Annotated in this window: 34 protein-coding genes; 9 read left to right on the top strand and 25 right to left on the bottom strand. The window is 65.4% G+C overall.

Annotation, left to right across the window (positions count from 1 at the left end; genetic code table 11):
- Nucleotides 1-4: 4 nt before the first annotated feature.
- Together A6A04_RS05130 and A6A04_RS05125 are read left to right on the top strand one after the other, a co-directional pair.
- Nucleotides 5-253, top strand: coding sequence for a type II toxin-antitoxin system Phd/YefM family antitoxin (locus A6A04_RS05130; protein ID WP_068490561.1), 249 nt, complete (start codon nt 5-7; stop codon nt 251-253).
- Nucleotides 250-663, top strand: coding sequence for a type II toxin-antitoxin system VapC family toxin (locus A6A04_RS05125; protein ID WP_068490555.1), 414 nt, complete (start codon nt 250-252; stop codon nt 661-663). Before A6A04_RS05130 ends, A6A04_RS05125 begins: the two co-directional genes overlap by 4 nt.
- A 6-nt stretch (nt 664-669) precedes the next feature.
- On the opposite strand, the gene A6A04_RS05120 is transcribed toward A6A04_RS05125, so the two are convergent.
- Genes A6A04_RS05120 through A6A04_RS05085 form a run of 8 tightly spaced genes read right to left on the bottom strand, consistent with a single transcriptional unit; the run spans nt 670 to nt 5,719 of the window.
- Nucleotides 670-1,194, bottom strand: a complete 525-nt coding sequence (locus A6A04_RS05120; protein WP_068490553.1) for a DUF1833 family protein — start codon at nt 1,192-1,194, stop codon at nt 670-672.
- Nucleotides 1,187-1,537: a hypothetical protein gene (locus tag A6A04_RS05115; protein ID WP_068490551.1), complete on the bottom strand. Its 351-nt coding sequence runs from the start codon at nt 1,535-1,537 to the stop codon at nt 1,187-1,189. Before A6A04_RS05115 ends, A6A04_RS05120 begins: the two co-directional genes overlap by 8 nt.
- A 29-nt stretch (nt 1,538-1,566) precedes the next feature.
- Nucleotides 1,567-2,004: a hypothetical protein gene (locus A6A04_RS05110; protein ID WP_068490549.1), complete on the bottom strand. Its 438-nt coding sequence runs from the start codon at nt 2,002-2,004 to the stop codon at nt 1,567-1,569.
- 2 nt (nt 2,005-2,006) lie between these two features.
- Nucleotides 2,007-3,350: a hypothetical protein gene (locus A6A04_RS05105; RefSeq protein ID WP_068490547.1), complete on the bottom strand. Its 1,344-nt coding sequence runs from the start codon at nt 3,348-3,350 to the stop codon at nt 2,007-2,009.
- Nucleotides 3,351-3,352: 2 nt separating this feature from the next.
- The gene (locus tag A6A04_RS05100; protein ID WP_068490545.1) at nt 3,353-3,919 is read right to left on the bottom strand and encodes a hypothetical protein; all 567 of its coding nucleotides are present in this window, start codon (nt 3,917-3,919) and stop codon (nt 3,353-3,355) included.
- A 4-nt stretch (nt 3,920-3,923) separates the two neighbouring features.
- Entirely contained in the window at nt 3,924-4,334 is a 411-nt protein-coding gene (locus A6A04_RS05095) for a hypothetical protein (protein ID WP_068490543.1), read from the bottom strand.
- Between the two features lie 11 nt (nt 4,335-4,345).
- The gene (locus A6A04_RS05090) at nt 4,346-5,215 is read right to left on the bottom strand and encodes a hypothetical protein (RefSeq protein WP_068490541.1); all 870 of its coding nucleotides are present in this window, start codon (nt 5,213-5,215) and stop codon (nt 4,346-4,348) included.
- 6 nt (nt 5,216-5,221) lie between these two features.
- Nucleotides 5,222-5,719, bottom strand: a complete 498-nt coding sequence (locus A6A04_RS05085) for a hypothetical protein (RefSeq protein ID WP_068490540.1) — start codon at nt 5,717-5,719, stop codon at nt 5,222-5,224.
- Nucleotides 5,720-5,814: 95 nt separating this feature from the next.
- On the opposite strand from A6A04_RS05085, the gene A6A04_RS05080 reads away from it, so the two are divergent.
- Both A6A04_RS05080 and A6A04_RS05075 read left to right on the top strand, forming a co-directional pair.
- Complete coding sequence (locus A6A04_RS05080; RefSeq protein WP_068490538.1) at nt 5,815-6,120, top strand: type II toxin-antitoxin system ParD family antitoxin; 306 nt, start codon at nt 5,815-5,817, stop codon at nt 6,118-6,120.
- Entirely contained in the window at nt 6,117-6,476 is a 360-nt protein-coding gene (locus A6A04_RS05075) for a type II toxin-antitoxin system RelE/ParE family toxin (RefSeq protein WP_068490536.1), read from the top strand. The genes A6A04_RS05080 and A6A04_RS05075 overlap by 4 nt, the downstream gene beginning before the upstream one ends.
- Nucleotides 6,477-6,480: 4 nt before the next feature.
- On the opposite strand, the gene A6A04_RS05070 is transcribed toward A6A04_RS05075, so the two are convergent.
- From A6A04_RS05070 to A6A04_RS05050, 5 genes are read right to left on the bottom strand one after another with little or no spacing between them, the layout of a single operon-like run.
- Nucleotides 6,481-9,471 (bottom strand): tape measure protein, encoded by a 2,991-nt coding sequence (locus A6A04_RS05070; RefSeq protein ID WP_068490534.1) that lies wholly within the window; start codon nt 9,469-9,471, stop codon nt 6,481-6,483.
- Nucleotides 9,472-9,474: 3 nt separating this feature from the next.
- Nucleotides 9,475-9,660 carry a DUF7697 family protein gene (locus A6A04_RS05065; protein WP_011382828.1) on the bottom strand — a complete coding sequence of 62 codons (186 nt, stop codon included), beginning with the start codon at nt 9,658-9,660 and terminating at the stop codon, nt 9,475-9,477.
- A gap of 26 nt (nt 9,661-9,686) precedes the next feature.
- Entirely contained in the window at nt 9,687-10,202 is a 516-nt protein-coding gene (locus A6A04_RS05060) for a hypothetical protein (protein WP_068490532.1), read from the bottom strand.
- 2 nt (nt 10,203-10,204) lie between these two features.
- Entirely contained in the window at nt 10,205-11,164 is a 960-nt protein-coding gene (locus A6A04_RS05055; protein WP_068490530.1) for a phage tail tube protein, read from the bottom strand.
- Nucleotides 11,165-11,190: 26 nt separating this feature from the next.
- Nucleotides 11,191-11,619: an acyl-CoA transferase gene (locus A6A04_RS05050; RefSeq protein ID WP_068490528.1), complete on the bottom strand. Its 429-nt coding sequence runs from the start codon at nt 11,617-11,619 to the stop codon at nt 11,191-11,193.
- Nucleotides 11,620-11,748: 129 nt separating this feature from the next.
- Here A6A04_RS05050 and A6A04_RS05045 point away from each other — a divergent pair, with 129 nt between their 5' ends.
- Complete coding sequence (locus A6A04_RS05045) at nt 11,749-12,882, top strand: Fic family protein (RefSeq protein WP_068490527.1); 1,134 nt, start codon at nt 11,749-11,751, stop codon at nt 12,880-12,882.
- Here the strand turns inward: A6A04_RS05045 and A6A04_RS05040 are convergent.
- From A6A04_RS05040 to A6A04_RS05000, 9 genes are read right to left on the bottom strand one after another with little or no spacing between them, the layout of a single operon-like run.
- Nucleotides 12,863-13,501, bottom strand: a complete 639-nt coding sequence (locus A6A04_RS05040) for a DUF6441 family protein (protein ID WP_068490525.1) — start codon at nt 13,499-13,501, stop codon at nt 12,863-12,865. The two genes, A6A04_RS05045 and A6A04_RS05040, sit on opposite strands and share 20 nt — an antisense overlap.
- The gene (locus A6A04_RS05035; RefSeq protein ID WP_068490523.1) at nt 13,498-13,794 is read right to left on the bottom strand and encodes a head-tail joining protein; all 297 of its coding nucleotides are present in this window, start codon (nt 13,792-13,794) and stop codon (nt 13,498-13,500) included. The genes A6A04_RS05040 and A6A04_RS05035 overlap by 4 nt, the downstream gene beginning before the upstream one ends.
- The gene (locus A6A04_RS05030) at nt 13,794-14,816 is read right to left on the bottom strand and encodes a major capsid protein (protein WP_068490521.1); all 1,023 of its coding nucleotides are present in this window, start codon (nt 14,814-14,816) and stop codon (nt 13,794-13,796) included. Before A6A04_RS05030 ends, A6A04_RS05035 begins: the two co-directional genes overlap by 1 nt.
- A 14-nt stretch (nt 14,817-14,830) precedes the next feature.
- A complete protein-coding gene (locus A6A04_RS05025) occupies nt 14,831-15,220 on the bottom strand; it encodes a head decoration protein (RefSeq protein WP_068490520.1) in 390 nt (129 codons plus the stop codon).
- 12 nt (nt 15,221-15,232) lie between these two features.
- The gene (locus tag A6A04_RS05020) at nt 15,233-16,465 is read right to left on the bottom strand and encodes a S49 family peptidase (RefSeq protein WP_068490518.1); all 1,233 of its coding nucleotides are present in this window, start codon (nt 16,463-16,465) and stop codon (nt 15,233-15,235) included.
- 12 nt (nt 16,466-16,477) lie between these two features.
- Nucleotides 16,478-17,890, bottom strand: a complete 1,413-nt coding sequence (locus A6A04_RS05015; RefSeq protein WP_068490516.1) for a phage portal protein — start codon at nt 17,888-17,890, stop codon at nt 16,478-16,480.
- Nucleotides 17,891-17,892: 2 nt separating this feature from the next.
- Entirely contained in the window at nt 17,893-18,102 is a 210-nt protein-coding gene (locus A6A04_RS05010; protein ID WP_068490515.1) for a hypothetical protein, read from the bottom strand.
- Between the two features lie 2 nt (nt 18,103-18,104).
- The gene (locus tag A6A04_RS05005) at nt 18,105-19,985 is read right to left on the bottom strand and encodes a phage terminase large subunit family protein (RefSeq protein ID WP_216636080.1); all 1,881 of its coding nucleotides are present in this window, start codon (nt 19,983-19,985) and stop codon (nt 18,105-18,107) included.
- Between the two features lie 52 nt (nt 19,986-20,037).
- Nucleotides 20,038-20,589: an elements of external origin gene (locus A6A04_RS05000; protein ID WP_068490510.1), complete on the bottom strand. Its 552-nt coding sequence runs from the start codon at nt 20,587-20,589 to the stop codon at nt 20,038-20,040.
- Nucleotides 20,590-20,686: 97 nt separating this feature from the next.
- Here A6A04_RS05000 and A6A04_RS04995 point away from each other — a divergent pair, with 97 nt between their 5' ends.
- The 3 genes from A6A04_RS04995 (at nt 20,687) to A6A04_RS04985 (ending at nt 21,951) form a co-directional block, all read left to right on the top strand.
- Nucleotides 20,687-21,052 carry a hypothetical protein gene (locus A6A04_RS04995; RefSeq protein ID WP_068490508.1) on the top strand — a complete coding sequence of 122 codons (366 nt, stop codon included), beginning with the start codon at nt 20,687-20,689 and terminating at the stop codon, nt 21,050-21,052.
- Between the two features lie 43 nt (nt 21,053-21,095).
- Nucleotides 21,096-21,275 (top strand): hypothetical protein, encoded by a 180-nt coding sequence (locus A6A04_RS04990; RefSeq protein ID WP_068490506.1) that lies wholly within the window; start codon nt 21,096-21,098, stop codon nt 21,273-21,275.
- 97 nt (nt 21,276-21,372) lie between these two features.
- On the top strand, nt 21,373-21,951 hold the full coding sequence (locus A6A04_RS04985; protein WP_068490504.1) for a DUF3489 domain-containing protein: 579 nt from the start codon (nt 21,373-21,375) through the stop codon (nt 21,949-21,951).
- Here the strand turns inward: A6A04_RS04985 and A6A04_RS22195 are convergent.
- Genes A6A04_RS22195 through A6A04_RS04975 form a run of 3 tightly spaced genes read right to left on the bottom strand, consistent with a single transcriptional unit; the run spans nt 21,927 to nt 22,642 of the window.
- Nucleotides 21,927-22,118, bottom strand: a complete 192-nt coding sequence (locus A6A04_RS22195) for a hypothetical protein (protein WP_156612482.1) — start codon at nt 22,116-22,118, stop codon at nt 21,927-21,929. The two genes, A6A04_RS04985 and A6A04_RS22195, sit on opposite strands and share 25 nt — an antisense overlap.
- 8 nt (nt 22,119-22,126) lie before the next feature.
- On the bottom strand, nt 22,127-22,390 hold the full coding sequence (locus tag A6A04_RS04980; RefSeq protein WP_024080781.1) for an HU family DNA-binding protein: 264 nt from the start codon (nt 22,388-22,390) through the stop codon (nt 22,127-22,129).
- A 60-nt stretch (nt 22,391-22,450) separates the two neighbouring features.
- The gene (locus tag A6A04_RS04975) at nt 22,451-22,642 is read right to left on the bottom strand and encodes a DUF7220 family protein (protein WP_245651077.1); all 192 of its coding nucleotides are present in this window, start codon (nt 22,640-22,642) and stop codon (nt 22,451-22,453) included.
- Between the two features lie 110 nt (nt 22,643-22,752).
- Here A6A04_RS04975 and A6A04_RS22655 point away from each other — a divergent pair, with 110 nt between their 5' ends.
- Nucleotides 22,753-22,917, top strand: coding sequence for a DUF6900 domain-containing protein (locus tag A6A04_RS22655; RefSeq protein ID WP_172822733.1), 165 nt, complete (start codon nt 22,753-22,755; stop codon nt 22,915-22,917).
- Nucleotides 22,918-22,919 lie beyond the last annotated feature (2 nt).

Below are 22,919 nucleotides of genomic sequence, written 5' to 3'. Positions count from 1 at the left end.
GCCCATGCACGCGTGGCAGGTTCAGGACGCCAAGGCCCGGTTCAGCGAACTGCTGCGCAGCGCCGCAGCCGAAGGTCCGCAGGCGATCACCGTTCGCGGCCGCACCACGGCGGTGGTAATGTCCCAGGACGAGTACGAACGGCTGAAGGGGCGCAAGCCGTCGCTGGTGGAATTCCTGCGGGCTTCGCCGCTGTCCGGCGTGGACCTCGATATCGAGCGCGACCGCTCGCCGTCGCGGGACATCGAGTTGTGAGCTATCTGGTCGATACCTGCGCCCTGTCCGAGCTGATCCGGCCCGTCCCGGCGCCGCAGGTGGTGGGGTGGTTCGAGACGGCGCCGCAGGAAGCCTTGTTCATCAGCGCCCTGACCCTAGGCGAAATCCGCCGGGGTGCCGAGAAACTGGCGGATGGGCGGCGGCGCGGCCGGATCATCGCCTGGCTGGAAATCGAACTGCCCGACTGGTTCGAAAGCCGCGTGCTACCGGTCGATGCCGCTGTCGCCGACGAATGGGGCCGCCTGACCGCGCGGATCAAACAGCCGCTACCGGCTATCGACAGCCTGATCGCCGCCACCGCCCTGAAGCATCGTCTTACCGTGGTGACCCGCAACGTCGCCGATTTCGCGGCGGCCGGTGTCGATATCCTCAATCCCTGGGAAGCATAGCCGTCATCACCGCGCCAGACCGGGAAAGCGCCGAGCGGTATAGGTGATGGACGGAAAGGACTTGTTCCCCGCATCCAGCATGCGGGCGCGCCCCGTGACCCTCATGGTGTCGGCTTCGACCTCGGTCAGGGTCATGGTGATGGGCGGGTCCATATGAGGGCCGTTGAGGTCGGTGGAGAGGTAGGGCCGCCAGGTGATCTCGATCACCTGCTGGCTGATGGCGGCCCCTTCCAGGGCGTCGGTGATGTCGCTGCCGACATTGTCGAGGGTGACGGTGATTTCCGGCACCGGGGCGGTATCCACCGGCGGCGGCGAGAACTCGAAGGCAAGTGCTGCGAAGGTCACCCGTTTGCCGCCATCGCGGGGGGCGCCGGCCTCCAGTCGGGCGGTGAGATCGGCGTGGTCGCGGACCACCCGGATCGGCTCGTCAAAGGTTGGATGCCAGATCTCCAACGTATCGAGAATCACCGTTCCGGCCGGGGCCGATGCAAACGCCTCCTTCAGCGCCTGCGACAACGCCGAATCAGGCATGGTTGTCCTTGCCGGGAGCGCACATGGGCGACGGGAACGGGCAGAAGGTCCTGGCCGCCAGCAGCTTGCGCATCTCGTGGACGATCTCGCTCAGTCCCTCGACCGCGGAGCGAAGGGCCTCGGTCTGGCGGGCCTGTTCCTCGACCACATGGGCGAAAGCTTCAACGGGGACACCAGACGCATCCGGCGCCCCCTGCTTCCGCGACCATGCCCAGGCGATGATGGCAATGATGATCACCGTGGCGGTGATGGCGGCGATCTGGACCATGGGGGCTGCTTGCCCCCACGCGCCCACATACTGGGTGGCGACGCCCGCCCAGATTTCCGGGGATTGTTCGGTCATGGCATTGAATTCCGGGTCGGTGGAAGGGGCTACCAGGAGAAGGCCAGGATCTCTTCCTGGGAGGCGAGCTTGGCGATAGCGGCTTCGGCCTCGTTGCTCGCCCGCCGAATGACCTCTCGCTCGGCATAGACATCCTGGAGAGTCTTGGTGCCGTTCAGGGCATCCCGCTCACGGGCGCGTTCGACCTTCCAGTCGAGAGTGGCGATGCGCCCCGCCGCTTCGGCTTTGACCCGACGAACCAGGGCGGTTCTGGCCGCCTGGAGTTCCTCGGCCTGCCGCTCGACGACGCGCTCGGCATCAAGCCTGCGGACCTCATCGTCGGTGACGCCGTCATAGCGGTCGATGACCTCGCCGTCGACGAGATGGAACCGGTGACCCAGGGTCGAGTCCACCGGCAGATCGTGGTCGCCCTCGGGACCAATGACGCCCCAGTCATTGCCATGGGGGAAGCTGATTTTGCCGGCCATGATCAGATGCCTCCGATGATCGGGACGATGTAGGGGTAGTTGGTCGAGTGATAGGCGCTGTCGAAGATGTAGACGTTGAAGCCCGGCACCTTGGAGCTCATGTCGCCCTTGTCGGCGATGGCCTGGAACACCGTGCGGGTGTCGATGTGCGACATGTAGATGCCGTAACCGCTGTCGGAATTCGGGCTGTAGGAGACCATGAAGTCGCTGTCGCGAATGGGCGCGAACGACCGCCCATAGCTGGAATCCTGGTATTGCAGGAAGGCGTACTTCCCGTCCGACACCCGGATCAGGAACACCTCGGCCCCGGCCCCATAGTAGTAATAGGGCTGGTAGCAGATGACGTATTTGCCGTCGTTGGAGATCTGGAAGCGGATGCCGTTGCGGTCGGCGGATTCCATGCCGTAGGTGGTGGTCGTGCTCAGCGTGTGTGTGGCTTCCTTGGTGTAGCCCCCGGAACCGTTCGGCGTGAACCGGTCCAGCATGCAGTAATTGCTGGGTTCCATCCGCACGACGAGGATCTTGCCGTCGTCGCAGGGAATGACGATGCCGCGATAGAGGCTCTCGGCATACCCGGCCGAATTGGCCGTCCAGTCGTAGAAGATGTGCTTGGTCTCATCGAGATTGTTGAACCAGGCGCGGCGGTTGCTGGCGGAAATGTCGAACGGTGGGACGTTGGAATAGACGTGCAGCCGCATAGAGGTGCCGCCGTTCTTGTTCTCATTGATGACCAGCGTGCCGGTTTTCTCGTTGTAGCCGATCATCCCGTACTTGTTGTACGTGCCGAAATTGTTCTGGGCGTAGAACTTGGTGTTGGTCCAGGCCAGATGCCAACCCTCGGTGCCGGTCAGGCGGCCGGGGGCGATGGCCCGCGGCGCCACGCCCGCGTACTGGTTCTCCATGAACAGGGCGAGGTTCTTGTTGGTCTTGTTGTTGACCCAGACACCGACATTCCGGAGCGCCGTACCGGCATAGGGGCTGGGGCGGCCGATCATTGAGCCGTCGGGGCCGATGCCGAGGGCGATATGGCCGAGATGCCCACACCGCGCCGTGCCGTCGCCATAGGAGGTGTCGGTCGACGAGATGTTCGAGTTGGTCTGGCCGTAGGAATACCAGTTGTTGAAGAATTCGGTGCCCAGACTGCTGGTGCTGCCCTGCATGTAGCCACTGTCATTGTAGTGCTGGCGGTAAAGCTCCTGGAGATAGTGGTTGTAGACCACCGTGCCCCAGGGGGCCGAGCTGCTCATGGTGACCACGGCGAAGGCCGGGCGCTTCCAGGGATCGAGCAGATCGCTGTCAATACGGCGCTGGTACTGTTTCATCGCGTTGAACGTCAGGATGTCCATCGTCAAACCTCCGTAATGGCGGCAATCTGCCCGTCGGGCGTATAGGTGAAGCTGTAGGCGCGGGTGTAGGTGATGCCGCCGAGGGTCAGCTTCTCGGCATAGCCCGCCATGGTTCCGTCGTCGTTGTAGGTGATGCCGTTGATCAGACGCGGCCCCTGGCGGATCGAAACCGCCCTTCCCGCAACGTCGTAGACGACGTCGCCCGCGACGATGCCGCCCGTGAACAGGGCAGCATTGGCGGCACTGACCGAATACCCGGCATTGGTTCCGAGGTAATTGGCGAGATTGACCTGAAACTCGGCCATCTGATTGTTGATGCGGGTTTCGATCCCGTTGGAGAAGGTCTCGATCTTGGCAAGGGCGGCGTTCAGACCGGCGATCACCGTGCCGTTAATGAAGCCGGTGGCCGTGGCCAGCCAGAGCGTGTTGATGTGATCCTTCAGTCCTTGCGCGATGGCATTGAGCCGGGTCGGGATTTCGCGGGCCTTGGAATTGCTGAAGATGCCGACATTGTCGGAGAACGCCGCGAAGGGAGCGGCATTGGGGATCGGGGGGATGGTCAGGGGCATGGGATCAGGTCTCCGCGTAGAAGGTTTCAAGGACACGGTCGCCGAACGATTCCAGGGTGCGCTCGCCGACCACCACGGCGCCGGTGACATCCATGTTCCGTTCATCGCGATTGAGCAGCATCCACCGCTCCTCCCCGCCATGGGGGATGTCGCCCAGCCTGGAAGCCCGAGTGAGCATGAGGATGTCCTCGCCGCTTAAGTCCGGGGCGTAAAGCCCGGCGGCCTTGGCCGCCACCTTGCGCAGCAGGGCGTCGTAGGCATCGGTGTCCTGGATGGTCTCGATCAGTTCGATGGCCTTCACCATCAGGGCGAAGTCGTCCATCCGCAGATTGGGCTCGTCGAGCTTGGCCGAGATGGTGGCGAAGGCGTTGTCCTGGGCGGATTTGACCGTCAGGTAATGGGCAAGCGTGGTCATGAGCTTTCCTCTCAGAACAACTCGATGCCGAGCGTCCGGTAGTCCGAGCCCCTGCGGGCGGAAACGATCAGGGTTTGCAGATCAAGCCCGGTGGCATCGGCGACGATGGTGGCCGCCGCTTCGGCCGCAACAGCGAAGCTCTCGGCCTGTCCGGCCCAGAAGGCGCCGTCGGTTTCGGCCTGGGCTGCGACCGTGGCCGAGCCAGCAGCGGCGGATTCCGAGGCGCGAGCCTGGGCCGCCGACGCGGTGGCACTGGCGTCGGCATTGACCGCCAAAGCCGAGGATGCCGCTGCCCGCTGCTCGGACAGACCAGCCGCTTCCGCGCTCGCCTGGGCGGTGGCTTCGCTGGTACTGGCCGCGATGGCCGAGGCGTTGGCTGCAGATGCCAAAGCTCCTGCATCGATTACCGCCTGTGCGGCGACGGCCTTCGCCGCCACCGAGGCCGTCTTGGACTGTTCCGCGAGGATCGCGGCATTCTCTGCCGCTTGCCGGGATGCCTGTGCCGCGACCGCGCTGGCATTGGCCGCAGCGGCATTGCCGGACGCGGATGATGCGCTGGCGGCGGCATGCGTTTCCGACAGGCGCGCGGCCTGGGCGTTTGCCGCGATAGCCGCCTCGCTCGTCTCCACCGCTTCGGCGCCTTGAACGGCAAGCGCCGCGCTGGCCGCCGCCGCCGCAACCTTCTGGTCCAGGGTTTCCAGACCGGATTGAAGCCGGGTGTCGATATCGGCGATGGCCTTGGCCACCGTCTTGACCGGCCCACCCTCGGTGACGACCTGGGACTCGGTCCCGCTGGCCGGGCCATGCACCACCTGGTGCAGCAGGGTACTGTCCGCCGTCACCTGGGCGACGGCAGCAGCGAGATCGGTTTGCAGGGTCATGGTCGATCACCAGCGAATGCTGACGGGCAAGCCGACATGCAGGGTGGAATGGAGGGTCTGGATGTTGGAAAAGAGAACGACCACATCCTCGGCCAGCAGGATTTCCAGTGCCCCCGCGTCGAGCATGGGGCGCTCACGGATTTCCAACACCGAGGTGACGATCCAAGCCCCGCCCCGGCTGGGCACCGCCTTGTAGGGGGCGTTGCCCTGGCCGACGAAACGGGCCTCGTGGGCGGCGATCCCGATCCCGCCCAGCAGGGAGATGCCGAACCAATCGCCGCCATCGTCCAGCTTCAGGCGAAACCATGCCTCGAAGGTGGCGAAATCCACCGCCGACATCCGCCATCGCACCGGGATGCGGGTGGGCGTTTGCGTGAACCGCCGCCGCTGCCGGGCGGGGCCGGATTCCATGTCGGTGCGGGTGACGGCCGATTCCGGTTCCAGGGCATAACCGTCATAGGTCGGCAGCGGCAACCGGGTGGGCCAGGAGATGGTGGTGGTCATGGGATGGCCGTATCCTTGTCCGACGCGGATAGCCTTGCACGCGCCGACAGCAATGGCATATTCTGCCAAGAACGGAACGCCATGGAGAATGGATCATGCCCACCCGCAATGTCGTCCTGACGGATCATCAATCCGATCTGATCGAGCGGCTGGTGGCCTCGGGCCGCTACCAGAACGCCAGCGAAGTGCTGCGCGAAGGGCTGCGCCTGATCGAGCGCCGGGATGTCGAGGAAGAAGCCCGTCTTGATGCGCTGCGCGCCGCCGTACAGGTGGGGATCGACGATATCGAGGCTGGGCGATACCAGAGCTTCAAGGATGAAGCCTCTCTACGTCGTCATCTGGAGGGCATAGCGGCTTCCGCAATCGAGAGAGGATTGAGTCGACGCGAAGGTCGTCCGTGAACCCGCCTCGAAAGCGATGGACGGTCAATCTTACGTCCGCAGCCACTACCGACTTTGATGGGATAATGGAGTGGACCGCCGAGCAATTCGGTAGGCAGCAGGCTGAGACTTATGCCGCAACCCTTGTGGATACGATCAATTCCTTGGCGGAATGGCCGACGACTATCGGCGTCAAGGCTTGTGATAGCCTGTCTGCTGGCTTTTTCACGCTTCATACCGCCCGAACGGGACGTAAAGCGCGTCATATCATCGTGTTTCGCGCCGACCCGCACAGATTCGAGGAAGGGGTGCAGGTTGTGCGCATTCTGCACGACAGCATGGATATGGCTCGACACATTGAATCGGAGCCGCACTGACCGGTCATCGATAGGTCCCTGCCGCCGGGTTCAGCCCATAGCGATGCTCCAGCATCGGGGCCATGCCCTCGCCGCGACCGATGCGGTGGCTCATGCGGCCCTCGATCTCCTCGACGATGATGTCGAGATGGATGCGGCCATCGGCCCCCAGGGATTGCTCGGCGCGAGCCTGGGTACCTGAAGCGTTGTTGTTGACCGTCACCACCACGCCCACCGCCATCGGCTGCGACAAGGCGGCATTCAGGATGCGGTCGGCATTGTCCATCTGCCGGGGCGTGAAAACGCCCTCACCGACGCGGGCAACGATGGGGCGCTCTCCAGCCACCAGACCGCCGCCGTGGAATTTCGGCGCATTGGCGAAAATCGACGCGCTGTATGACCGGGTCTCCAGCCGGTCGAGACCGATCAGGCCGCCGGTATGGGCGATGGCGAAATTACCGGTATCGGGCACCGGCGCCGCGCCGCCGGAACTGGCGCCGCCGGAAGCGGTCCCGGAAAAGAAACTGCCGATGCTGGCGATCATGCCGCCGAAGATACCGCCACCGGCCCCGCCGAACAGTGGCGCCACCACCGACATGCGCCAAGCGGCGCGCAAAGCCTCCTCGGCCAGGCTGTTGAACAGATCCTGCCCGGCCAGCTTGCCGGTCATGGCCCATTTGACGAAGGCATCCTCGCTGGCCCGCAAGGCCCCCGACATGGCCCGTTCGGCTGATACGGCAGCATTGGCCGCTTCGTCGGCATAGGCCCGCACCGCCCGGATGGCGCCGTCCTGCCAATCACGGCTGGCGGCCAGCTTATCCTGCTCCAGCTCCCGATAACGGCGGGTGTAAGCTTCTTCCGACAAGGTGCCGCTGGCCCGCTGCTCGTTGAGCTTGGCCAGTTCCTCGGCAAACCGTAGGGTGGCGTCATAGGCCAGAGTGGTCTGGCGGGCCTCGTCCTTGACCGCTTCGGCATATTGACGGGACCGGGCGGCCCGGTACTCATCGACCTTGGGATCGTCCTCGGCCAGCTTGTGGCCGCGGGCGAATTTGGCGACGTCATTGTCGATGGTGACGTCACGGACTTTGGTGCGATCACTGCTGCGCACCGCCTCGGCCAATCGCATCTGGGCGTCGATCTCGCGCTCCAGGTCGGCGACGGCGCGAGCGGCCTCGCTGTTGGCGCGGGATTTCTGCACCTGGGCGTAGGAGGCCGCCAAGTCGCCATTGGCATCGGTCAGCCCCTTGGCCGCCTGCTCGGCCAGCCAGTTGGTGCGCTCCGCCAGGATGGTGTCGGCCACAGATCCCTTGGCGGAATCGGCGAGGCGATCATTGGCGGCGACTTCCTGCTCCAGCGAGCGGATCAGGCCGTTCTTTTGCTCCAGCAGCTTGGCGGCATCGATCCGGCGCAGCGCCCTGTCGTATTCGGCTACCGCCGCGCCGTTATTCTTGAAGGCGAACTCCAGCACCTTGGCGGATCGCGCCGCGTCGATCTGGGCCTGTCCCCCGGTGCGGGCGGCTTCGGCCAGACGCTCCTGGCCACGGGCCTGGAGGTTTAAGCCCAGCACCTCGGCCTGGGCCTGGGCGGACATCTCGCCATTGCCCTTGGCTTCGGCCTCGCGGGCCAGCAGATCCTTGATCTCCTGCTCCTTGGGCTGGGTGCGATAGACGCCGCCTTGCTGGAACAGCTCCTTCTCAATCTGGCGGAAGCCCTTGGCCGCCTCATATTGGGCCTTGGTGCGGGAGAATTCGGCGTTGCCGGCGGCGCGGGCCGCATTCAGCTTCTCCTGCCATTCCACCTCGAATTTGAGATCCGACAGCTTCTCGATATAGGTCGGCTCGCGCTGCTCGGCCCGGACCCGGTCGCGCTCCATCTTGGCCTGGGCTTCCATGCCCGCCCGCTTGCGGGTGATCTCGTCGAGATCGGCGGCGACATCCTGACGTTCGGCCAGCAGGCGGCGCAGTTCCTCGTTTTCCTCCCTGACCGCCATCACCACCACGGAATGGGTGCCCGCTGGCAATGGCTTGTCGAGCGCCTGCTCGCCCCCCAGGGCGGCGATGCGCCGATCCAGATCGGCCAGCCGCGACTTGACCGTGGATTCGCCCGGCGTCAGCGATTCCAGCGTCGCCGCCCCGGCATTGGCGCCGCCCGACAGAACCTTGCGCAGCCAGGGGGCGTTGGTGAAGCCCTGCCAGGCATTGGCCATGCGGGTGAAGGACCGCTCGGCGGTGTCGGCGCTTTCCTTGGCGGCTTCGTCAAAGCCCCGCAGCGCCTTGATCAAGGTGTCGCGAAAGAAATCCGCCGTCACCTTGCCCTGGGTGACCATCTGGCGGAACCCGCCCGAGGGCAAAGCGGCGGCCCGGTCGAGAGCCTGCAGCAGCCCAGGCATGGGCTCGACGATCTGGTTCAATTCCTCGGCGCGCAGCGTGCCCGATGACAGCCCCTGGGCCAGACCGAACAGGGATTGCTCCAACTGTTCGGATGAGGCCCCCAGCGCGATGGCGGTGGACTGGAAGCCCTCCAGCAGGGCACGGGACTCCCCGGTGGTGATGATCCCGGCCTTCTGCAACGCCGCCAGCCGCGAATAGGCCCCGACCACCGTCTCCAGCGCCGTGCCGGTCTTCTGGGCCTGGGTGTAGAGATAGCTGGTGGTCTCCGTCAGGGCTGCGGCGCCGACCAGACCCTTCAGCCGGGCCTCCAGGCTTTCCACCTTGATGGTGGACTCCACCATGGCCTTGCCGAAGAAGCCGATGGCCGCCCCAGCCGCCAGCCCCGCCGGTCCCAGCGCCATCATCACCGAGCCGATGGGGCCAAGCCGCGAGGCGAACCCCGCCATGCCGCCCTGGATATCCTGGCTGGCGGCATTCATCGCCAGCAGCGACTTCGACGCCGGTTGCGCCGCGCCCTCGATCCGGGCCAGCGCCTTCTGGCCGTCGTTACCCAGTTGGATCAGGCTCCGCCGAACGGTTTCGCCGTCCTGCAGGGACAGACGGATGGAGACGGATTTGGTTGCCATGGATCAGGTCTCGGTTTGAACCTTGGCGGAACCGGCCACCATTCCCCGCTCGACGAAAGGCAGCAGCCGAACCAGCAAAGGCCGGTCGTAACCCAGTGCCTCGGCCTGGATCAGCAAGGCGGGAAGGTCGAGCCCGGTGATGCCGCCACGCGGGCCGATGCGGATGGCGCCGATTGCCCCGGTCAGCAATTCCCAGGCTTGCCAGCCCGCCTCGGTCAGGGGGGCGTTGCGGTCATAGGGACAGTCGCAGTTTCCACCGCAGCCTCGGCAGTAGTCAGGCCCGCCGCCGAAGTGCCATTCGGCGCGGGCCTGGAGACGTTTCCCTCGGCGATGACCGCTTCATGGGTTTCGGTGTACTGGACGACGAAAGACTCGGCCATGCGGGGAAGCTGCATCAGCTCGGCGATGGCGGTATCGGTGACCTCGGCGGGCCGATCATCGGCGTCCAGCACGCCCTCCCATTTGGTGATGGAGGAACGAGCCAGACCTTGGGCGAACAGCATCTGCGACAGCCCGGACAGGGCGTCCTCGTCGGATAGGTCCGGCAGGCCGGTAATATCGGCCCCGGCGGCTTTCAGATCGGCATGCTCGGCGGCGATGGCACGGGCCATGCGCCAGCCTCGGGCACGGGCGGCCTCATAGACCGCCGTGGTCAGGGGGCGGACGAACACCCGCACACCATGGGGCAGATCGATCCAGTAGGGTTCCTTGGGGATAGTCAGGCGGATCATGATCAATACCCCGTCACGTCGTTGACCAGGGTGACGCGGAGCAGATACCCCGCCACCGGATCGCGGGCGGCGCGCCAGTCGTAGCTGGCCTGGATGCCGCCGGGTCCTTTGATCTCCTGCTTCTTCTTGGGCAGGAACACGCGGGGTAGATGGAAGGTCAGCGCGAAGGACGAACCGGGGATGGTGAAGCCGTATTCCATCTCCACCGGGCTTTCGGCGGCGATGGCTGAGGTCAGGGTGGTATCGGTGCCGAAGCGGATGTCCACCGAACCTTCGGCGGTGGCTTCGGTTTCGTCCACGCCGTCGATCAACCCGTCGGCGCGGATGGTCTCGACCCGCTCCAGATTGTTGGAAAAGGACAACTTGCCGCCGGTGACGTTGGCGAGTTGGCCACCGCCGACCCGGATGGTGCCGCTGCCCTGGCTGAACCGCTTCAGGGCGAAGGTCGTCGGGGTGGCATCAATGGTAGCGGCGGCTTCGGTCTCGCCCTGAGCGATCACACCGATGCTGGCATTGGCCGCCCCGCTGCGGGCCATGTCGAATGACAACTTGTCCAGCTTGGCGCCGCCATGGCGGAAGAACTTCGGCACCGCCAGTTGGGCATGGCCGATCTCGATGGCGAGGCTGGGCAGGGTGCCGCCCGAGGTGAAGACATGGTTGAAGGTAGTGTCGCCATTATCGGCGGTGGCGGGGGTGCCGAACAGGCCCTTCAGCCAGAACCCCAGCGCACGCACATCCAGCGGCACGCCGATATCGCCCTCGTCCTTGATCGCCTCATAGAACGGGTCCTGGGCGTCGCGGCCCTGGCCCAGCAGCGGGTCGTAGCCGAGAGGACGCTCGGCCCCCAGGCTGGATTCCTTGAACGACAGCCGTCCATAACCGTCAGCAGGCAGGGTGCCGTAAACCGTCTCGAAGGCAGCCAGCAGCATGCAATCGGCGCCATAGGCCCGAGTCTTTGCCATGATCAGAGTCCTTGATGGATTGGAAATCAGCCCAGCGGATCGTCGCTGGCGTAATGGATGGTGACCGGCACCGTGGCACCACGTAAGGATGCGGCCCCATCGATGGCGAGGCCGGAAGTCTTGGGTGCGCCCCAAACCAGCCATTCCGCCAGACCACCGAGGGAACGGTCGGCGGCCAGGGCGACGCTCACCGCCATCAGCAGGTTGTCCAATGCCGCACTGTCGTCGTCCTGGCCGCGCTGGAGGATGATTTCTATCTCGCTCTGGTGTTCCCAGAGATAGGTGACGGGCGACAGGATCACCTCCGGGTCGCCGGGATCGCCGTCGCGCAGGATGATCCGGCCACCGGCGGGGACTGTTTCCGGCAGCGGCGCCTCACGCTTCACCGTGGCGGCAGGGACAGTTTCCAGCCGCGCCAGCAGGGCGGACAGAATTTTCTCGCGGATGCTCGGCATGCTTTCCCGATCTCGAATAACTGCTCATGCGGCGAATAACTCAAAATTCTCCGCAACATGTGCGGTGAATTGCGTTGCTGCCTGCAGCGAATGACGCCATATTCTCCGTAACTTCTGCGGAGAAATGCCGTGTACATCTGGAGAGAAGACGACTGGCCCCAATTCCGCTGGGATGCCCAAGCGTTGCTGATGCCCCTGGCGGAAGCCCGACACAAGCAGGGGCATCTGCTTGGCCAGATGCAGCGTCTCGGTTTCGACCTTCAGTGCGAGGCGGAACTCCGGGCCACCACCGAAGACGTGATCAAGACCTCGGAGATCGAGGGCGAGAGGCTGGATATGGCCAGCGTCCGCTCTTCTGTAGCCCGGCGTTTAGGGCTGCCGGACGGCGGCCTGCTGCCCCCGGATCGCAAAATCGACGGCATCGTCGAGATGATGCTCGATGCCCTACGCAACCATGCGATTCCCCTGGCACAGCAACGCCTCTTCGGGTGGCATGCCGCGCTCTTCCCGACCGGGTGGTCCGGGCTGCACAAGATCACCATTGGCGACTGGCGCACCGACAGTGCCGGCCCCATGCAGGTGGTGTCCGGCCCGATTGAACGCCCCAAGGTCCATTATGAAGCCCCACCAGCCAATCAGGTCGGGAGCGAAATCGCGAAGTTCCTGGCTTGGTTCAATCAAACCCCGCCAATGGACGGCCTGCTGCGCAGCGCCGTCGCCCATCTGTGGTTCGTGACTATCCACCCGTTCGACGACGGCAATGGCCGCATTGCCCGCACCATCGCCGATCTCGCATTGGCCCAGATGGAGGGCACCGGCCAGCGCTTCTACAGCATGTCGGCGCAGATCCAGCGGGAGCGCAGCCACTACTACGAAATCCTGGAGCGGACCCAGCGCGGCAGCCTCGACATCACCGCGTGGCTGTCCTGGTTCGTCCAATGCTATGGCCGAGCCATCGATGCCGCCGAAGTGGCGGCCCAGGGTGTGCTGGGCAAAGCCGAATTCTGGCGGCGCTTCACCTCCGAACCGATGTCGGCCCGGCAGAAGGCCGTCCTCAATCGCTTCATGGACGGATTCGAGGGCAACCTTTCCGCCAAGAAGTGGGCCGCCATCGGCAAATGCTCGGTCGATACCGCCCAACGCGACATCAATGACCTGCTGGAACGGGGCATTCTGGTCCGCAATCCGGGCGGCAGCAAACGCACCAGCTATAGCGTGGCCGGGATGCTGCCGGTTACGGACCCTAATTCCGCCAATTCCTGACAATCAGCTCCGGCAGCGCCGAAACCCAACGCTCGGCGGCGGCGTTGACGTCCAGTCGCTTTCGCAACGAGACCTGCGGCACCAGGATAAACATCACCACAGTGGTCATTCCGCGTCCGGTGCGGAGCGCCGAGGCGCTGCCCTTGGCGAAGCCCCCCCGCTTGCCGGTGCGGGCCCGCATGTTCTCGGCCACCAGCAGCGAGGGCACGCCCCGGCGATAGATGAACCGCAGGCGGCTCCCGTGCATCTGTTCCCATAGGCCGGGCGTCATGCGCTTGCCTCGGGCACCGGTGCCAGCGGCGGGCGTGGGGATCGCCAACCAGAAGCCGTGCTTGGATTTGATCACGGCACCCTGGTCGAAGGCGCGGATGATGGTGGGAGCCCTGGTGAAGATGAAGCCCGCCGCCTTGATGCTTTTACGCCCCTTGGGATAAAGCTCGGCCCGCCAGGTGTTGGCGAGGCGCTGGCCCATGCCAGCCTCGGTAATCTGGCGGCGAAGCTCCGCTTTCAGCCCATCGGCAGCTTGACGCATGGCGGCGGTGACGGCGTCTTCGGCATCCTTGACCTCCTCGGCCATGATCTTGCGCAGATCACCGGAAAGGGCCGCCGCCAGTTTCATGCCGGTCTCGTGTCCAAGGTCCAGATCAGCCGCTCGGCGTCCAGGCGGGGTTCGCCCTGGACGACGAAGCTGTCGCCGTCATGGATGATGATGTCCCCCGCCTGAGGTGCCGGAACATCCCGTCGCCGGATCTCGAGCATCGCCGTGCTGGTATGGAAGGTGATGTCCGAGAATTCCATCTCACGGTCGGGCCGCCGCACCAGGGCACGCACGGGGCGGCCCTGGTAACTGACGGTGACGGCCATGTTCGGATCGGCGAACAGGTCGTCAAAGGCGTCGGCGAAGGCGCTCATCAGTTGCCCGAGAACAACCGCACCGCCAGCCGGGGCCGCTTGTTGACCGGCAGGATGGACGCCTCGGTCTTGACGTCGATGGCGCTGCCGTCCTGCCGGGCCAATTGCCGGGCATACATGGGAACGCCCAGGGTGTTGACGGTCTCGATCAAATTGGCCGGGGCGCCATAGGTGACGAAGGTGTCCATGGTGCCGAGCGGGAAGGCGATGCCCTCGCCCGCCGGGATCAGGGTTTCCGTCGCCCCGGTGGAGAGGGTGACGGTAGCGCTGTATTCCTCGAACACCATGCCGGCGAAGGGGAAGCGGCGGCGCACGTCTTCCCGGAGCGGCTGAGCGCCGGTGGAGGAGAAGTACTGGTAGGCCTGCTCGACCTTGGCATGGCCGATCAGCTTGTCGAAGAATTCCGGGCTGACCAGGGCCAGCACGCTGGTCATGGTCTCTCCCTTCAACTCGACCTCCACCTTGCGCAGGACATCACGGATCTTGCTCTGGACGTTGGTGGTGGCGGTGCCCAGGGTGAAATCCACCTGCTGGCGGGACAGGGCGAACTCGCTGAAGTAGTCGTAGAGGGTGGCCCCGGAGCCGTCACGGATGATGCCGCGGAGCGCGTTGACCTCCATGAATTCACGGGTCTGGGCGTGCTTCGAGCGCATGCGGGTCAGCTTGCGCTCCATGACGGTGGCCAGCGGATCGGCGGCATCGGCGACGCCAAAGCCACGCACGCCCTGGACGTCCTGGGGGGTGATGGAATCATCGTGCGGAATCCACGGCACGGTGAACGACCGCATGCTCCGGGCATCGCGGTTCGCGACGGTGGCCGGGCCGCCCAGGGGAACGGTGGGCAGCAGGTTGAGGACACCCTCGGCCTGCTCGATGATGACGCTGCGCTGGGTGACGCCTTCGAAGCGGAACAGTCCCATCTGGCCCAACCGGGTGTACAGGTTGGGCAGGATGTTGATGGCTTGGGTCATTTCGGCGAGCGAGTAGCCGCCCACGTCGAAGGGATTGATGATCTGGGTCATGGGAAAGGCTCCGATCAGACGGTGGCGCGGGCAACCAGCCCCACGGTGGCAAGCTGGATAATCTTGGCTGCTCGTTCGGTCGGCTGATCGACCGAGGCGTCGAACACCAGGGCGGCATCGGCCAGGATGACGGGGCCGCGGGCGGCGATCAGGCCGGTGACGGCGGCATCGGTGGCATCAACGGCTTCCAGCAGCACGCCGATGGCGGTTTCCGCCCCTTCGTCCCCCACCACCTCGGCGGCGGGGGATAGACGGAATTCGCCGCTGGCGGTGATGCGGCCCAGCACGGAACCCAGGGGATAACTGGTTCCCGCCTTCAGGGTGACGGTCTCGCGGGTGTAGCTGGCGTTCAGTTCAAACTTCAGCAGATCGCCCAGGGTGGGCGCCATGGTCAGCACGGACATGGGTGATCTCCGTTATTTCCGGGCGGCGGCTTCGCGGGCACGCCGGATGATGGGGCTTTCGGTTTCGGACTTGGGGGCGGCTCCCGCCGGAGCGGCGGCCACCACGTCGGTGGCCTCGGAGCGCTCGGCCAGTTGCTCCAGCACGGTGCGACGCAGCGCCTCGGGGCGGATGCCCTTGGCCATGGCCTCGGCGGGATCGATGGTGACGCCCAGTCGGGCGGCCTGGGCGGCGATGGCGCTGATTTCGGAATATTCGGCCCGCAGACGCTGTTCCACCTGGGCGGTTACTGCGCCGGGCACCGGAACAGTGGCTGCTGGAGTGGGGCGCTCGGCTTCGATGACGGGGATGTCCCCCGTTTGCTCGGACATGGTGGTCTCCTTGGGTTTGGACAGGACGGGGGAACGGATAGACGGGCGCGCCAGGGTGGCGCCGAGATCGGCCAGGGCAACGCGGAGCGTGCCGACCTTGTCGGCCAGACCGGCGGCCACCGCCTGGTCACCGCGATAGACCGCAGCCTCGGTGGCGCGGATCGCCTCCGGCGGCTGCTTGCGGCACCGGGCCACCAGAGCGACGAAGCGACCATAAAGGGCATCGACGTCAGCCTGCAGACCGGCACGGGCAGAGTCGGACAGCGGCTGGTGGGGGTTCCCGTCCACCTTGCTGGCCCCGGCATGGACGAAGGTCCAGGCCAGCCCCGCCTGGGCATCGGCCCCCGATTCGTCGCGGTGGACGGCGACCACGCCGATGGAGCCGACCTCGCCGGTCTGGGTGACATAAAGCCGGTCGGCGGTGCAGGCGATGGCATAGGCCGCCGACAGCGCCGCTTCATCGGCTACCGCCCAGATGGGCTTGCCACACTGGCTGCGGATGGCCTGGATGTGGTCGACCAGATCGAACAACCCGCCGACCTCGCCACCGGAAGAATCCACGTCCAACAGGATGGCGCGGATGCCGGGATCGGTGGCCGCCGCCTCAATAGACTCGGCGATGTCCGAATAGGCTGTCAGGCCGCTGGCCGCCCCCAGGTATCCCGACCGCGCCACCAGGGTGCCGATCACCGGCACGATGGCGATGCCGTCGGCGGTGACCACGACATCGCCGGTCGAAGCTGCGTCACCGTCGAAGGAAATGGGCTGCCCGGCCAGCCGGGGGCCAAGGGCACCGAGGATCACATCCAGCTTGCTGCGGGCGACCAGCAGCGGCGTCCCGTAGAGACGGGCCGCCAGATGGGGCAAATCGTGCATCGCTGGGTACCTTCAGGCTGGTTGGGCGGGGTCGGTGGACGGATCGCTGTTCAGCCCCAAGCGGTGTTCCCGCTCGCGGTCGGCGGCGATCTCGGCATCCACCTGCTCGGCGTCATAGCCGCGCTCGGCCAATGCCTGGGTGCGGCTTTTGAGCTTGGCATCAATCTGTTCCCGCTCGGCCTTGGTGTCCTTCAGAGGATCGACCCAGTCCCATTTCGGCGGCAGCCAGGAACAGGCAACGAAGCCGGCTCGCTGGCGTTCGTAGCCGGCGATGTCGAGCGCCCCGGACAGCACCGCCACATCCATCCAGCGTTGCCACACCACCCGGCATAGCTGGTGGACCATCACCGCGTGCTGCCACGCCTCGACCCGGCGGCGGAATTCCAGCAGAGCCAGTCGGGAGTTGGAATAGTTGGCCTTCAGCATGTCGTTGCTGAGATAGGCGTAAGGCACCCCCGTGGCGGCCGATATCTGCAGAATGGTGCGGTACTGGAACGGCTCATAGGAACCGCCCACATCGGCGGGAGCCGAGGTCTGGATCTGCTCGCCCGGTTCCAGCGGCACCACCTGGCCAGGCTGCACTTCGACGATGGCATCGCCCCCTTCGCCCGGAACCGCGTCGATGACGTCGGCGGGAGCTGGAGACGTCACGAACATCGCGTACATGGCCGCGATCTTTTTGCGCTCCAGCTCGGCGTCATCGTATTGGTCGAGCAGCGCCAGCTTGACGATGGCCGGGGCCAGTCGCGACACCCCGCGAAGCTGGCCGGATTCCACCGGGTCGATGACGTGGATGATCTCCGAGGCCGGAACACGGGCGGTTTCGCCCATCATGCCGGGATCGGTGCTGTCGCCGGGATGGCGACGCAGGAACCAATAGGCCGCCCGCCGACCGATGCGGTCGAACTCGATGCCCTGGCGGATGACGTTGCCACTGGGCAGGGTCTCATTGCGGGTCAGTGGCAGCATTTCCGACGGCAGCATCTGCAATTGCAGCGGCACCGACAGGCCGTCCTCCGGCCGGCGTGGGCGGAAGCGGAAGAACACCTCGCCGGCAATGAACGCTTCCCTGGCGGCCCGGCGCTGCTGGCCATAGAAGTCGGTCAGCGCCTCGGCGTCGGATTCGTCGGTCCAGGCCAGCCACAGCTTCTGCACCGTGGTTTTCAGCGCCGCGTCGGCAATCAGCGATGACGGCTTGATGCCGGTACCCACCGAATTGCCGGTCCAGCTTTCCGTGGCGTTGAGGGCGTAACCATTGTTGCGGACCAGATAGCGGGCGCGGGCAATGATCTCGGGGCCGCTGGCCGCCACCAGGGTGTTGACGTGGGCGCGGCTGGGCTGGAATCCCTTGAGTCGGCGGCTGCCCTGGGCGGCCTCGAAGCCGCCGATCAGGGCCCCGAGGCGACGGCGGAAACTCCCCAGCATGGTCACAGCCCCTTGGTGGCGACGGCGAGAATCCGGCGGCGGGGCTTCCTGCCCTCCAGCACGGCGATGCGGCGGTCGAGATCGGACAGAACATGGTTGGCCTGGGTCAGGTCGTATTGGACGGTGCGGTCGCCAACCGTGACGCGAGCCACCAGTGAGTTGCGTCGCGCCAGCACCCGCTCGCGCTCAGCCTTCATCTCGTCGAGAGTCATGATCAGTGCATTCCGCTGAACTTGATGATCCGCCGGGGGCGACGAACGGTGCGGCGGATCTGGCCCGCCTCCGGGTCACTGGCGGGAAGCCGGTCGTTCATCGCCACCTGCTTCTCGAGATCCCGCCATTTGGCCTCTGACCAGCGGTCGGCGCCGACGATCCAGACGGCGGCGCGGGCATAAACCCGGCAATCCAGCGCCTCGTTGCGCTCGCGCAGCTTCTGCCATTCCAGTTTGGTGAAGCCGCGCCGGTTCTTGACCGTCACCAACTGCTCGGCGACGAACTGCTTGCACCACTCCGAGTCTGCCCACGATGGCAGATGCACCGTTCCGGCCGGGAAACGGATTCCCTCGGCCAGTTCCTCGTCGGTGGGCCGCTCCAGGCGCAAGTACCGGTAGGTCTCCGACTTGAAGGTGGACACCGCCACCGTCCAGAGGCGGGCACCACGGCGCACCTTCTTGCCGCCCTCGGTAGCGTCCACAAAGGTCGGCCCCGACACCGGGCTGGAGCGGTTGAAGCCCTCGACGCCCTTGATCGGCGAGACTTGGCCAACGCCCATCCTGCGGCCCCAGGTGTAGACCGCCGAGGACTCGTAGCCAGAGTCGATGGCGAGACGGGCGATCTTCAGGGCCGCGCTGCTCGCATGGGTCCAAGTCTTCGCCAACACCTGTTCCAGGCTCGTCCATGTCTCGGCCTTCTCGGGACCGCCGTCGATGACGATGTGGTCTACCAGCCAGCTTTCCAGGTTGCGGCCCCAGGCCCAGACATCGATCTCGACGCGGTCCTTCTGGACATCGGCCCCGGCGGTGAGGAACAACCCGCCTTCCGGCACACTGCCATTGGCCCAGGTTTCGCGGCGGTCATAGAGCCGCTGCCAGTCTGGGGCCTCGCCGGATTCGGTCCAGGTTTCGCCCAGCACGGTGTTCTTGAACACCCGCAGGGCATCGTCATTTCCTTGCGCCGCTTCCCACAGGCGGACGATGTCCCGCCACGACTGCCAGCCCGGCGGCGAATACAGCGCCGAGATGTGAAAGCCGATGGTACCGGGATCAGTGCCCGTGGCCGTCGCCCGCCAAACGCCTGCCGCCAGCATGGCGCCTTTGTGGTGCTCGGCGATCTCCTGCTCGCAGGCTTCGCAGTGATAGCGCACCGTCTCGGGGCGGCCCTTGTCCCAGCGCAGCCGCTCGAATTTCAGCCACTGCATGGTCCCGCAATGGGGGCACGGCACGAAGAACCGGCGCTGGTCGCTGGCCTCGTATTCCCGCTCGATCCGCGACATGCCCCGGATGGTCGGCGTCGAGGCCAGGAACACCTTTCGGCGATGGGCGAAGGTCAGAGACCGCGCCTCGGCCAACCCCACCGGATCGCCTTCGTCGTCGGCGGAAGCCGGATAGGCGTCGACCTCGTCGAGAAACAGGTACCGGGCCGGCATGGAGCGAAGGCCCACCGCGCTATTGGCGCCGGTCAGCACCAGGGTGCCGCCGGGAAAGTCCTTCGATAGCATGGTATTGCCGGCGTCGCGCGAGCGGGCCGGTTTGACCCGTTCCCGGATGGCCGGGCTTTCCTCGATCAGCGGGTCGATGCGCTGGCGGGACGCCCGTTTCGCCATCTCCACCGTCGGCTGGACGCAGAGCATCGGCCCCGGCGCATGGTGGATGACGAAGCCGATGAAGCAGCACCCGGCTTCGGTCGCCCCCACCTGGGCCGCCTTCATGAACACCACCCGCTGTACCGGATTGGTAGGCGACAGCGCGTCCATGATGTCGCGCATGTAAGGGGTACGGGCCGTGCGGTACCGGCCCGGTTCCGCCGAGGCCCGGCTGGACAGCATGCGGTGCTGATCGGCCCATTGGGAAACGGTCAGGCGGGGATCAGGACGCATCCCGTCCTGCCATGCCAGCAGCACAGCATCGGCCCCACGGAACCCAAGCGCGTCATCGGAAGTTCGGCTCGATGGCGGCGAGTTCGTCGAGATGGGCGTGGACATGGGCTTCCAGCAGGGTCTGCATCACATGCGGGTCGATGCCGATCTCCGCGGCCATCTGCCCGGCGACCCGCGCCGGCCAGGTGATCCAGGAATCGCGTTCCTGCCGGGCCAACTTGAACACCAGGGCGGTGGCCCGCGCCCGATCGACCACCTCTTCCTTGAGGCGGTCCACCTGGATACGGGCTTTCTGGGCCTTGGCGACTTCATGGGCCGTGCGGGCTTGGTTGAAGGTGGCGCCGGAGGTGCTGGGCAATGGCGGAACGGTCTCGCGCTGGAGTGATGGCGACGAGGATGGCTTCGGGGTGGGGGATGGCATTGAGGGCGGCGGTGCTGCCGCCTTACGGGCCGGGTCGGTCTGGGAATCCCAGGCGGCGTCGGCCTTTACCGGGTCGATGGTGCCATGGGGCTCCTGTGGAATCCGGCCCGTCTGAACCGCCTTGCGCACGGCGGTATGGCTGACACCACGCCTGCGGGCATATTCGCGAACGGACACCCCCATGATCGAAGCCTTAAAACGAAAGGAAATGATCCGCTATTCCAGTTGATGTGCCGGGCCGACAGAGCGATGGATGGTTCCACGAACAGAGGAGACCAGCATGCCCAACACCATCCTCCCCACCGCCAATATTGATTTTGGATTCTTCGGAACGATCCACGACCACGCCGACCCGACCGAAGCCTGGGAACTGGCGATGCCAGCGATCCAACTCGTCACCGGCTGCCCCGACACGGCGGTACGCGATTTCCTCGACAGCACCCAAGGCCGCCACTTCGCCGACGACGTCGCGAACGGATTGTTTCGCGGTCTCGGGCTGGCGGCGGCGATCGATGCGGCGGAGGCCCGCTGGATGGCCTGGACCATCAGCCGCCGAACGGCGCGGGAAACCGGAATCCCGCACGGGCTGCCCTACCTCACCGGCTTCGTCACCCATTTCGAGGTCATGGCCGACGCGGCAGCCTGACGTCGGGCCTCGTCGGCAGCACCGTCAAGATAAGGAGACATAGATGACCGACTCCGCCGAACTCGACCGCCTGCGCACTGATAATGCCGCCATGGTGAAAACGCTGCGGGCCATCGACCGCGCAGCCACCGAGATCGAAACAACCGACGGGCCAGCCGATGACCGCGCCATGTGGACGGCCATTTACGAAGCCCGACGCCTTCTGGCCAACATGGCCGCCTGACGTCCTTGGTTCCCGCATCGCTCGACCGGGTCCGCCCGGTTGGGCTCGGGGTGGTACAGGGCGCGGATTGACCGCGCCGCACCCGAGAGGAACCACCATGACCACGATTCAACTTTCCGATACCCAGTCCGTCATCCTGTCCGCTGCCTGCGCCCGCGAGGGCGGGCTGGTCCTGCCGATCACCACATCCTTGAAGGGCGGCGCAGTCGACATGGTGCTGACCAGCATGATCAAGAAGGGCTTGATCGAGGCGATACCGGTTGAAGCCGGTGCCCCGGTCTGGCGCGAAGACGACGACAGAACCCCGCTAACGCTAGTTGCCACGGCCGCCGCCTACACGGCGTTGGGCATTGTCGCCGACACGGGCGCGGACACGGCGCCGGAAGAAGAACCGGCGACTGACATGGCCGACGAGGCAGAATCCCCGCCCACGGACGCCCACGTCGCGAAACCGGCCCGCAAGCCCCGCGAAGGCACCAAGCAAGAGGCGCTGATCGCCATGCTGAAGCGGCCCGAGGGCAGCAGCATCGCCGAAATCACCGCCGAGTTCGGGTGGTTGGCCCACACTGCGAGGGGAGCCATCGCCGGGGCCTTAAAGAAGAAGCTCGGCCTGGACGTCACCAGCGAGAAGATCGAAGGCCGGGGCCGGGTTTACAAATTGGATTCTGCAGTCTGACGGCGCTCGATTTCCGTCAAAACCATCAGGGCGAGATCGAGGGCAGGATGATCACCTGTCCTCGACGCACGTTCAGCCTGCTGGCGGGCTACTTCGAGAGCGGTTTGACCGTAGTGATCGATCAGATCGTCCGCGCTGCGCGCCACCTGCTCGGGATCAACCGCCATTCTTCAGCCTACTTCTTCAGCGACGACGACGCTTTGAACTTGATGGTCGAGGACGCCGCGATCTCAATGGTCTTGCCGGTCTGGGGATTGCGGCCCTGCCGGGCCGGGCGCTCGGACTTCGAGAAGGTCCCAAATCCAATCATCCGGAAGCGGCCTTCGGACTTCACGCCATCCAGAATGGTGGCCACCAAGGCATCGACAGCTTCGTCGGCCTGGGCGGCGGTGCAGCCGGTGGCGGTGCGAATGGCTTTGGAAATCGCGGTCTTGCTCATGCTGTTTTTCCTTCCCGGACAAGAATCCCGGAAGAAGATTAAGGGCATGTCGCCAATTTGTCACCGGAGCCGTTCAAAGACCCGCCTCAGCATGAAGCCCCGAGCCAAAGACACCACGGCGAACACCAAGCCGATCGCCAGATCATCGGCCATGGTGATGTGAATGCCGAAGATCGGGAACACCAGCACCTGGGTGGCGACCGCGATGCCGTAACCGATCACCACGTTGGCGGCGGCCTCAACCATGGACATGCGGCGAGATTGATGCAATCGATCACCTTATTGAAATTGCACGCTTAATCGACTTGATCTGTCGGCGACATAGAGCGGTACTGGCCCCACCACAACGGAAGGCCAAGAGCATGAAAACCCGAGACCAAGCCCTGACCGAGATCGCCACCCAGATCCTGAACCTGGAAACCCTGGACACCCGCAACAGCGACCGCCTCGACTTCCACGAGTTGTCGGTTTGGCAGATCAAGAAGGCCCTGGAAGCCGCATTTACCGCTGGCCAGGAGGCGAAGTGACC

It is taken from the genome of Paramagnetospirillum marisnigri, from assembly GCF_001650715.1.
Taxonomy (GTDB): Bacteria; Pseudomonadota; Alphaproteobacteria; order Rhodospirillales; family Magnetospirillaceae; genus Phaeospirillum; species Phaeospirillum marisnigri.
This window is presented reverse-complemented; position numbering and strand designations above follow the sequence as displayed.

Bases quoted from the DNA above. Each gene is read 5' to 3' on its own strand.
- A6A04_RS05130 (WP_068490561.1), top strand. From the start codon at position 5: ATGCACGCGTGGCAGGTTCAGGACGCCAAGGCCCGGTTCAGCGAACTG.
- A6A04_RS05120 (WP_068490553.1), bottom strand. From the start codon at position 1,194: ATGCCTGATTCGGCGTTGTCGCAGGCGCTGAAGGAGGCGTTTGCATCG.
- A6A04_RS05115 (WP_068490551.1), bottom strand. From the start codon at position 1,537: ATGACCGAACAATCCCCGGAAATCTGGGCGGGCGTCGCCACCCAGTAT.
- A6A04_RS05110 (WP_068490549.1), bottom strand. From the start codon at position 2,004: ATGGCCGGCAAAATCAGCTTCCCCCATGGCAATGACTGGGGCGTCATT.
- A6A04_RS05105 (WP_068490547.1), bottom strand. From the start codon at position 3,350: ATGGACATCCTGACGTTCAACGCGATGAAACAGTACCAGCGCCGTATT.
- A6A04_RS05100 (WP_068490545.1), bottom strand. From the start codon at position 3,919: ATGCCCCTGACCATCCCCCCGATCCCCAATGCCGCTCCCTTCGCGGCG.
- A6A04_RS05095 (WP_068490543.1), bottom strand. From the start codon at position 4,334: ATGACCACGCTTGCCCATTACCTGACGGTCAAATCCGCCCAGGACAAC.
- A6A04_RS05090 (WP_068490541.1), bottom strand. From the start codon at position 5,215: ATGACCCTGCAAACCGATCTCGCTGCTGCCGTCGCCCAGGTGACGGCG.
- A6A04_RS05085 (WP_068490540.1), bottom strand. From the start codon at position 5,719: ATGACCACCACCATCTCCTGGCCCACCCGGTTGCCGCTGCCGACCTAT.
- A6A04_RS05080 (WP_068490538.1), top strand. From the start codon at position 5,815: ATGCCCACCCGCAATGTCGTCCTGACGGATCATCAATCCGATCTGATC.
- A6A04_RS05070 (WP_068490534.1), bottom strand. From the start codon at position 9,471: ATGGCAACCAAATCCGTCTCCATCCGTCTGTCCCTGCAGGACGGCGAA.
- A6A04_RS05060 (WP_068490532.1), bottom strand. From the start codon at position 10,202: ATGATCCGCCTGACTATCCCCAAGGAACCCTACTGGATCGATCTGCCC.
- A6A04_RS05055 (WP_068490530.1), bottom strand. From the start codon at position 11,164: ATGGCAAAGACTCGGGCCTATGGCGCCGATTGCATGCTGCTGGCTGCC.
- A6A04_RS05050 (WP_068490528.1), bottom strand. From the start codon at position 11,619: ATGCCGAGCATCCGCGAGAAAATTCTGTCCGCCCTGCTGGCGCGGCTG.
- A6A04_RS05040 (WP_068490525.1), bottom strand. From the start codon at position 13,501: ATGAAACTGGCGGCGGCCCTTTCCGGTGATCTGCGCAAGATCATGGCC.
- A6A04_RS05035 (WP_068490523.1), bottom strand. From the start codon at position 13,794: ATGAGCGCCTTCGCCGACGCCTTTGACGACCTGTTCGCCGATCCGAAC.
- A6A04_RS05030 (WP_068490521.1), bottom strand. From the start codon at position 14,816: ATGACCCAGATCATCAATCCCTTCGACGTGGGCGGCTACTCGCTCGCC.
- A6A04_RS05025 (WP_068490520.1), bottom strand. From the start codon at position 15,220: ATGTCCGTGCTGACCATGGCGCCCACCCTGGGCGATCTGCTGAAGTTT.
- A6A04_RS05020 (WP_068490518.1), bottom strand. From the start codon at position 16,465: ATGCACGATTTGCCCCATCTGGCGGCCCGTCTCTACGGGACGCCGCTG.
- A6A04_RS05015 (WP_068490516.1), bottom strand. From the start codon at position 17,890: ATGCTGGGGAGTTTCCGCCGTCGCCTCGGGGCCCTGATCGGCGGCTTC.
- A6A04_RS05010 (WP_068490515.1), bottom strand. From the start codon at position 18,102: ATGACTCTCGACGAGATGAAGGCTGAGCGCGAGCGGGTGCTGGCGCGA.
- A6A04_RS05005 (WP_216636080.1), bottom strand. From the start codon at position 19,985: ATGCGTCCTGATCCCCGCCTGACCGTTTCCCAATGGGCCGATCAGCAC.
- A6A04_RS05000 (WP_068490510.1), bottom strand. From the start codon at position 20,589: ATGGGGGTGTCCGTTCGCGAATATGCCCGCAGGCGTGGTGTCAGCCAT.
- A6A04_RS04995 (WP_068490508.1), top strand. From the start codon at position 20,687: ATGCCCAACACCATCCTCCCCACCGCCAATATTGATTTTGGATTCTTC.
- A6A04_RS04990 (WP_068490506.1), top strand. From the start codon at position 21,096: ATGACCGACTCCGCCGAACTCGACCGCCTGCGCACTGATAATGCCGCC.
- A6A04_RS04985 (WP_068490504.1), top strand. From the start codon at position 21,373: ATGACCACGATTCAACTTTCCGATACCCAGTCCGTCATCCTGTCCGCT.
- A6A04_RS22195 (WP_156612482.1), bottom strand. From the start codon at position 22,118: ATGGCGGTTGATCCCGAGCAGGTGGCGCGCAGCGCGGACGATCTGATC.
- A6A04_RS04980 (WP_024080781.1), bottom strand. From the start codon at position 22,390: ATGAGCAAGACCGCGATTTCCAAAGCCATTCGCACCGCCACCGGCTGC.
- A6A04_RS04975 (WP_245651077.1), bottom strand. From the start codon at position 22,642: ATGTCCATGGTTGAGGCCGCCGCCAACGTGGTGATCGGTTACGGCATC.
- A6A04_RS22655 (WP_172822733.1), top strand. From the start codon at position 22,753: ATGAAAACCCGAGACCAAGCCCTGACCGAGATCGCCACCCAGATCCTG.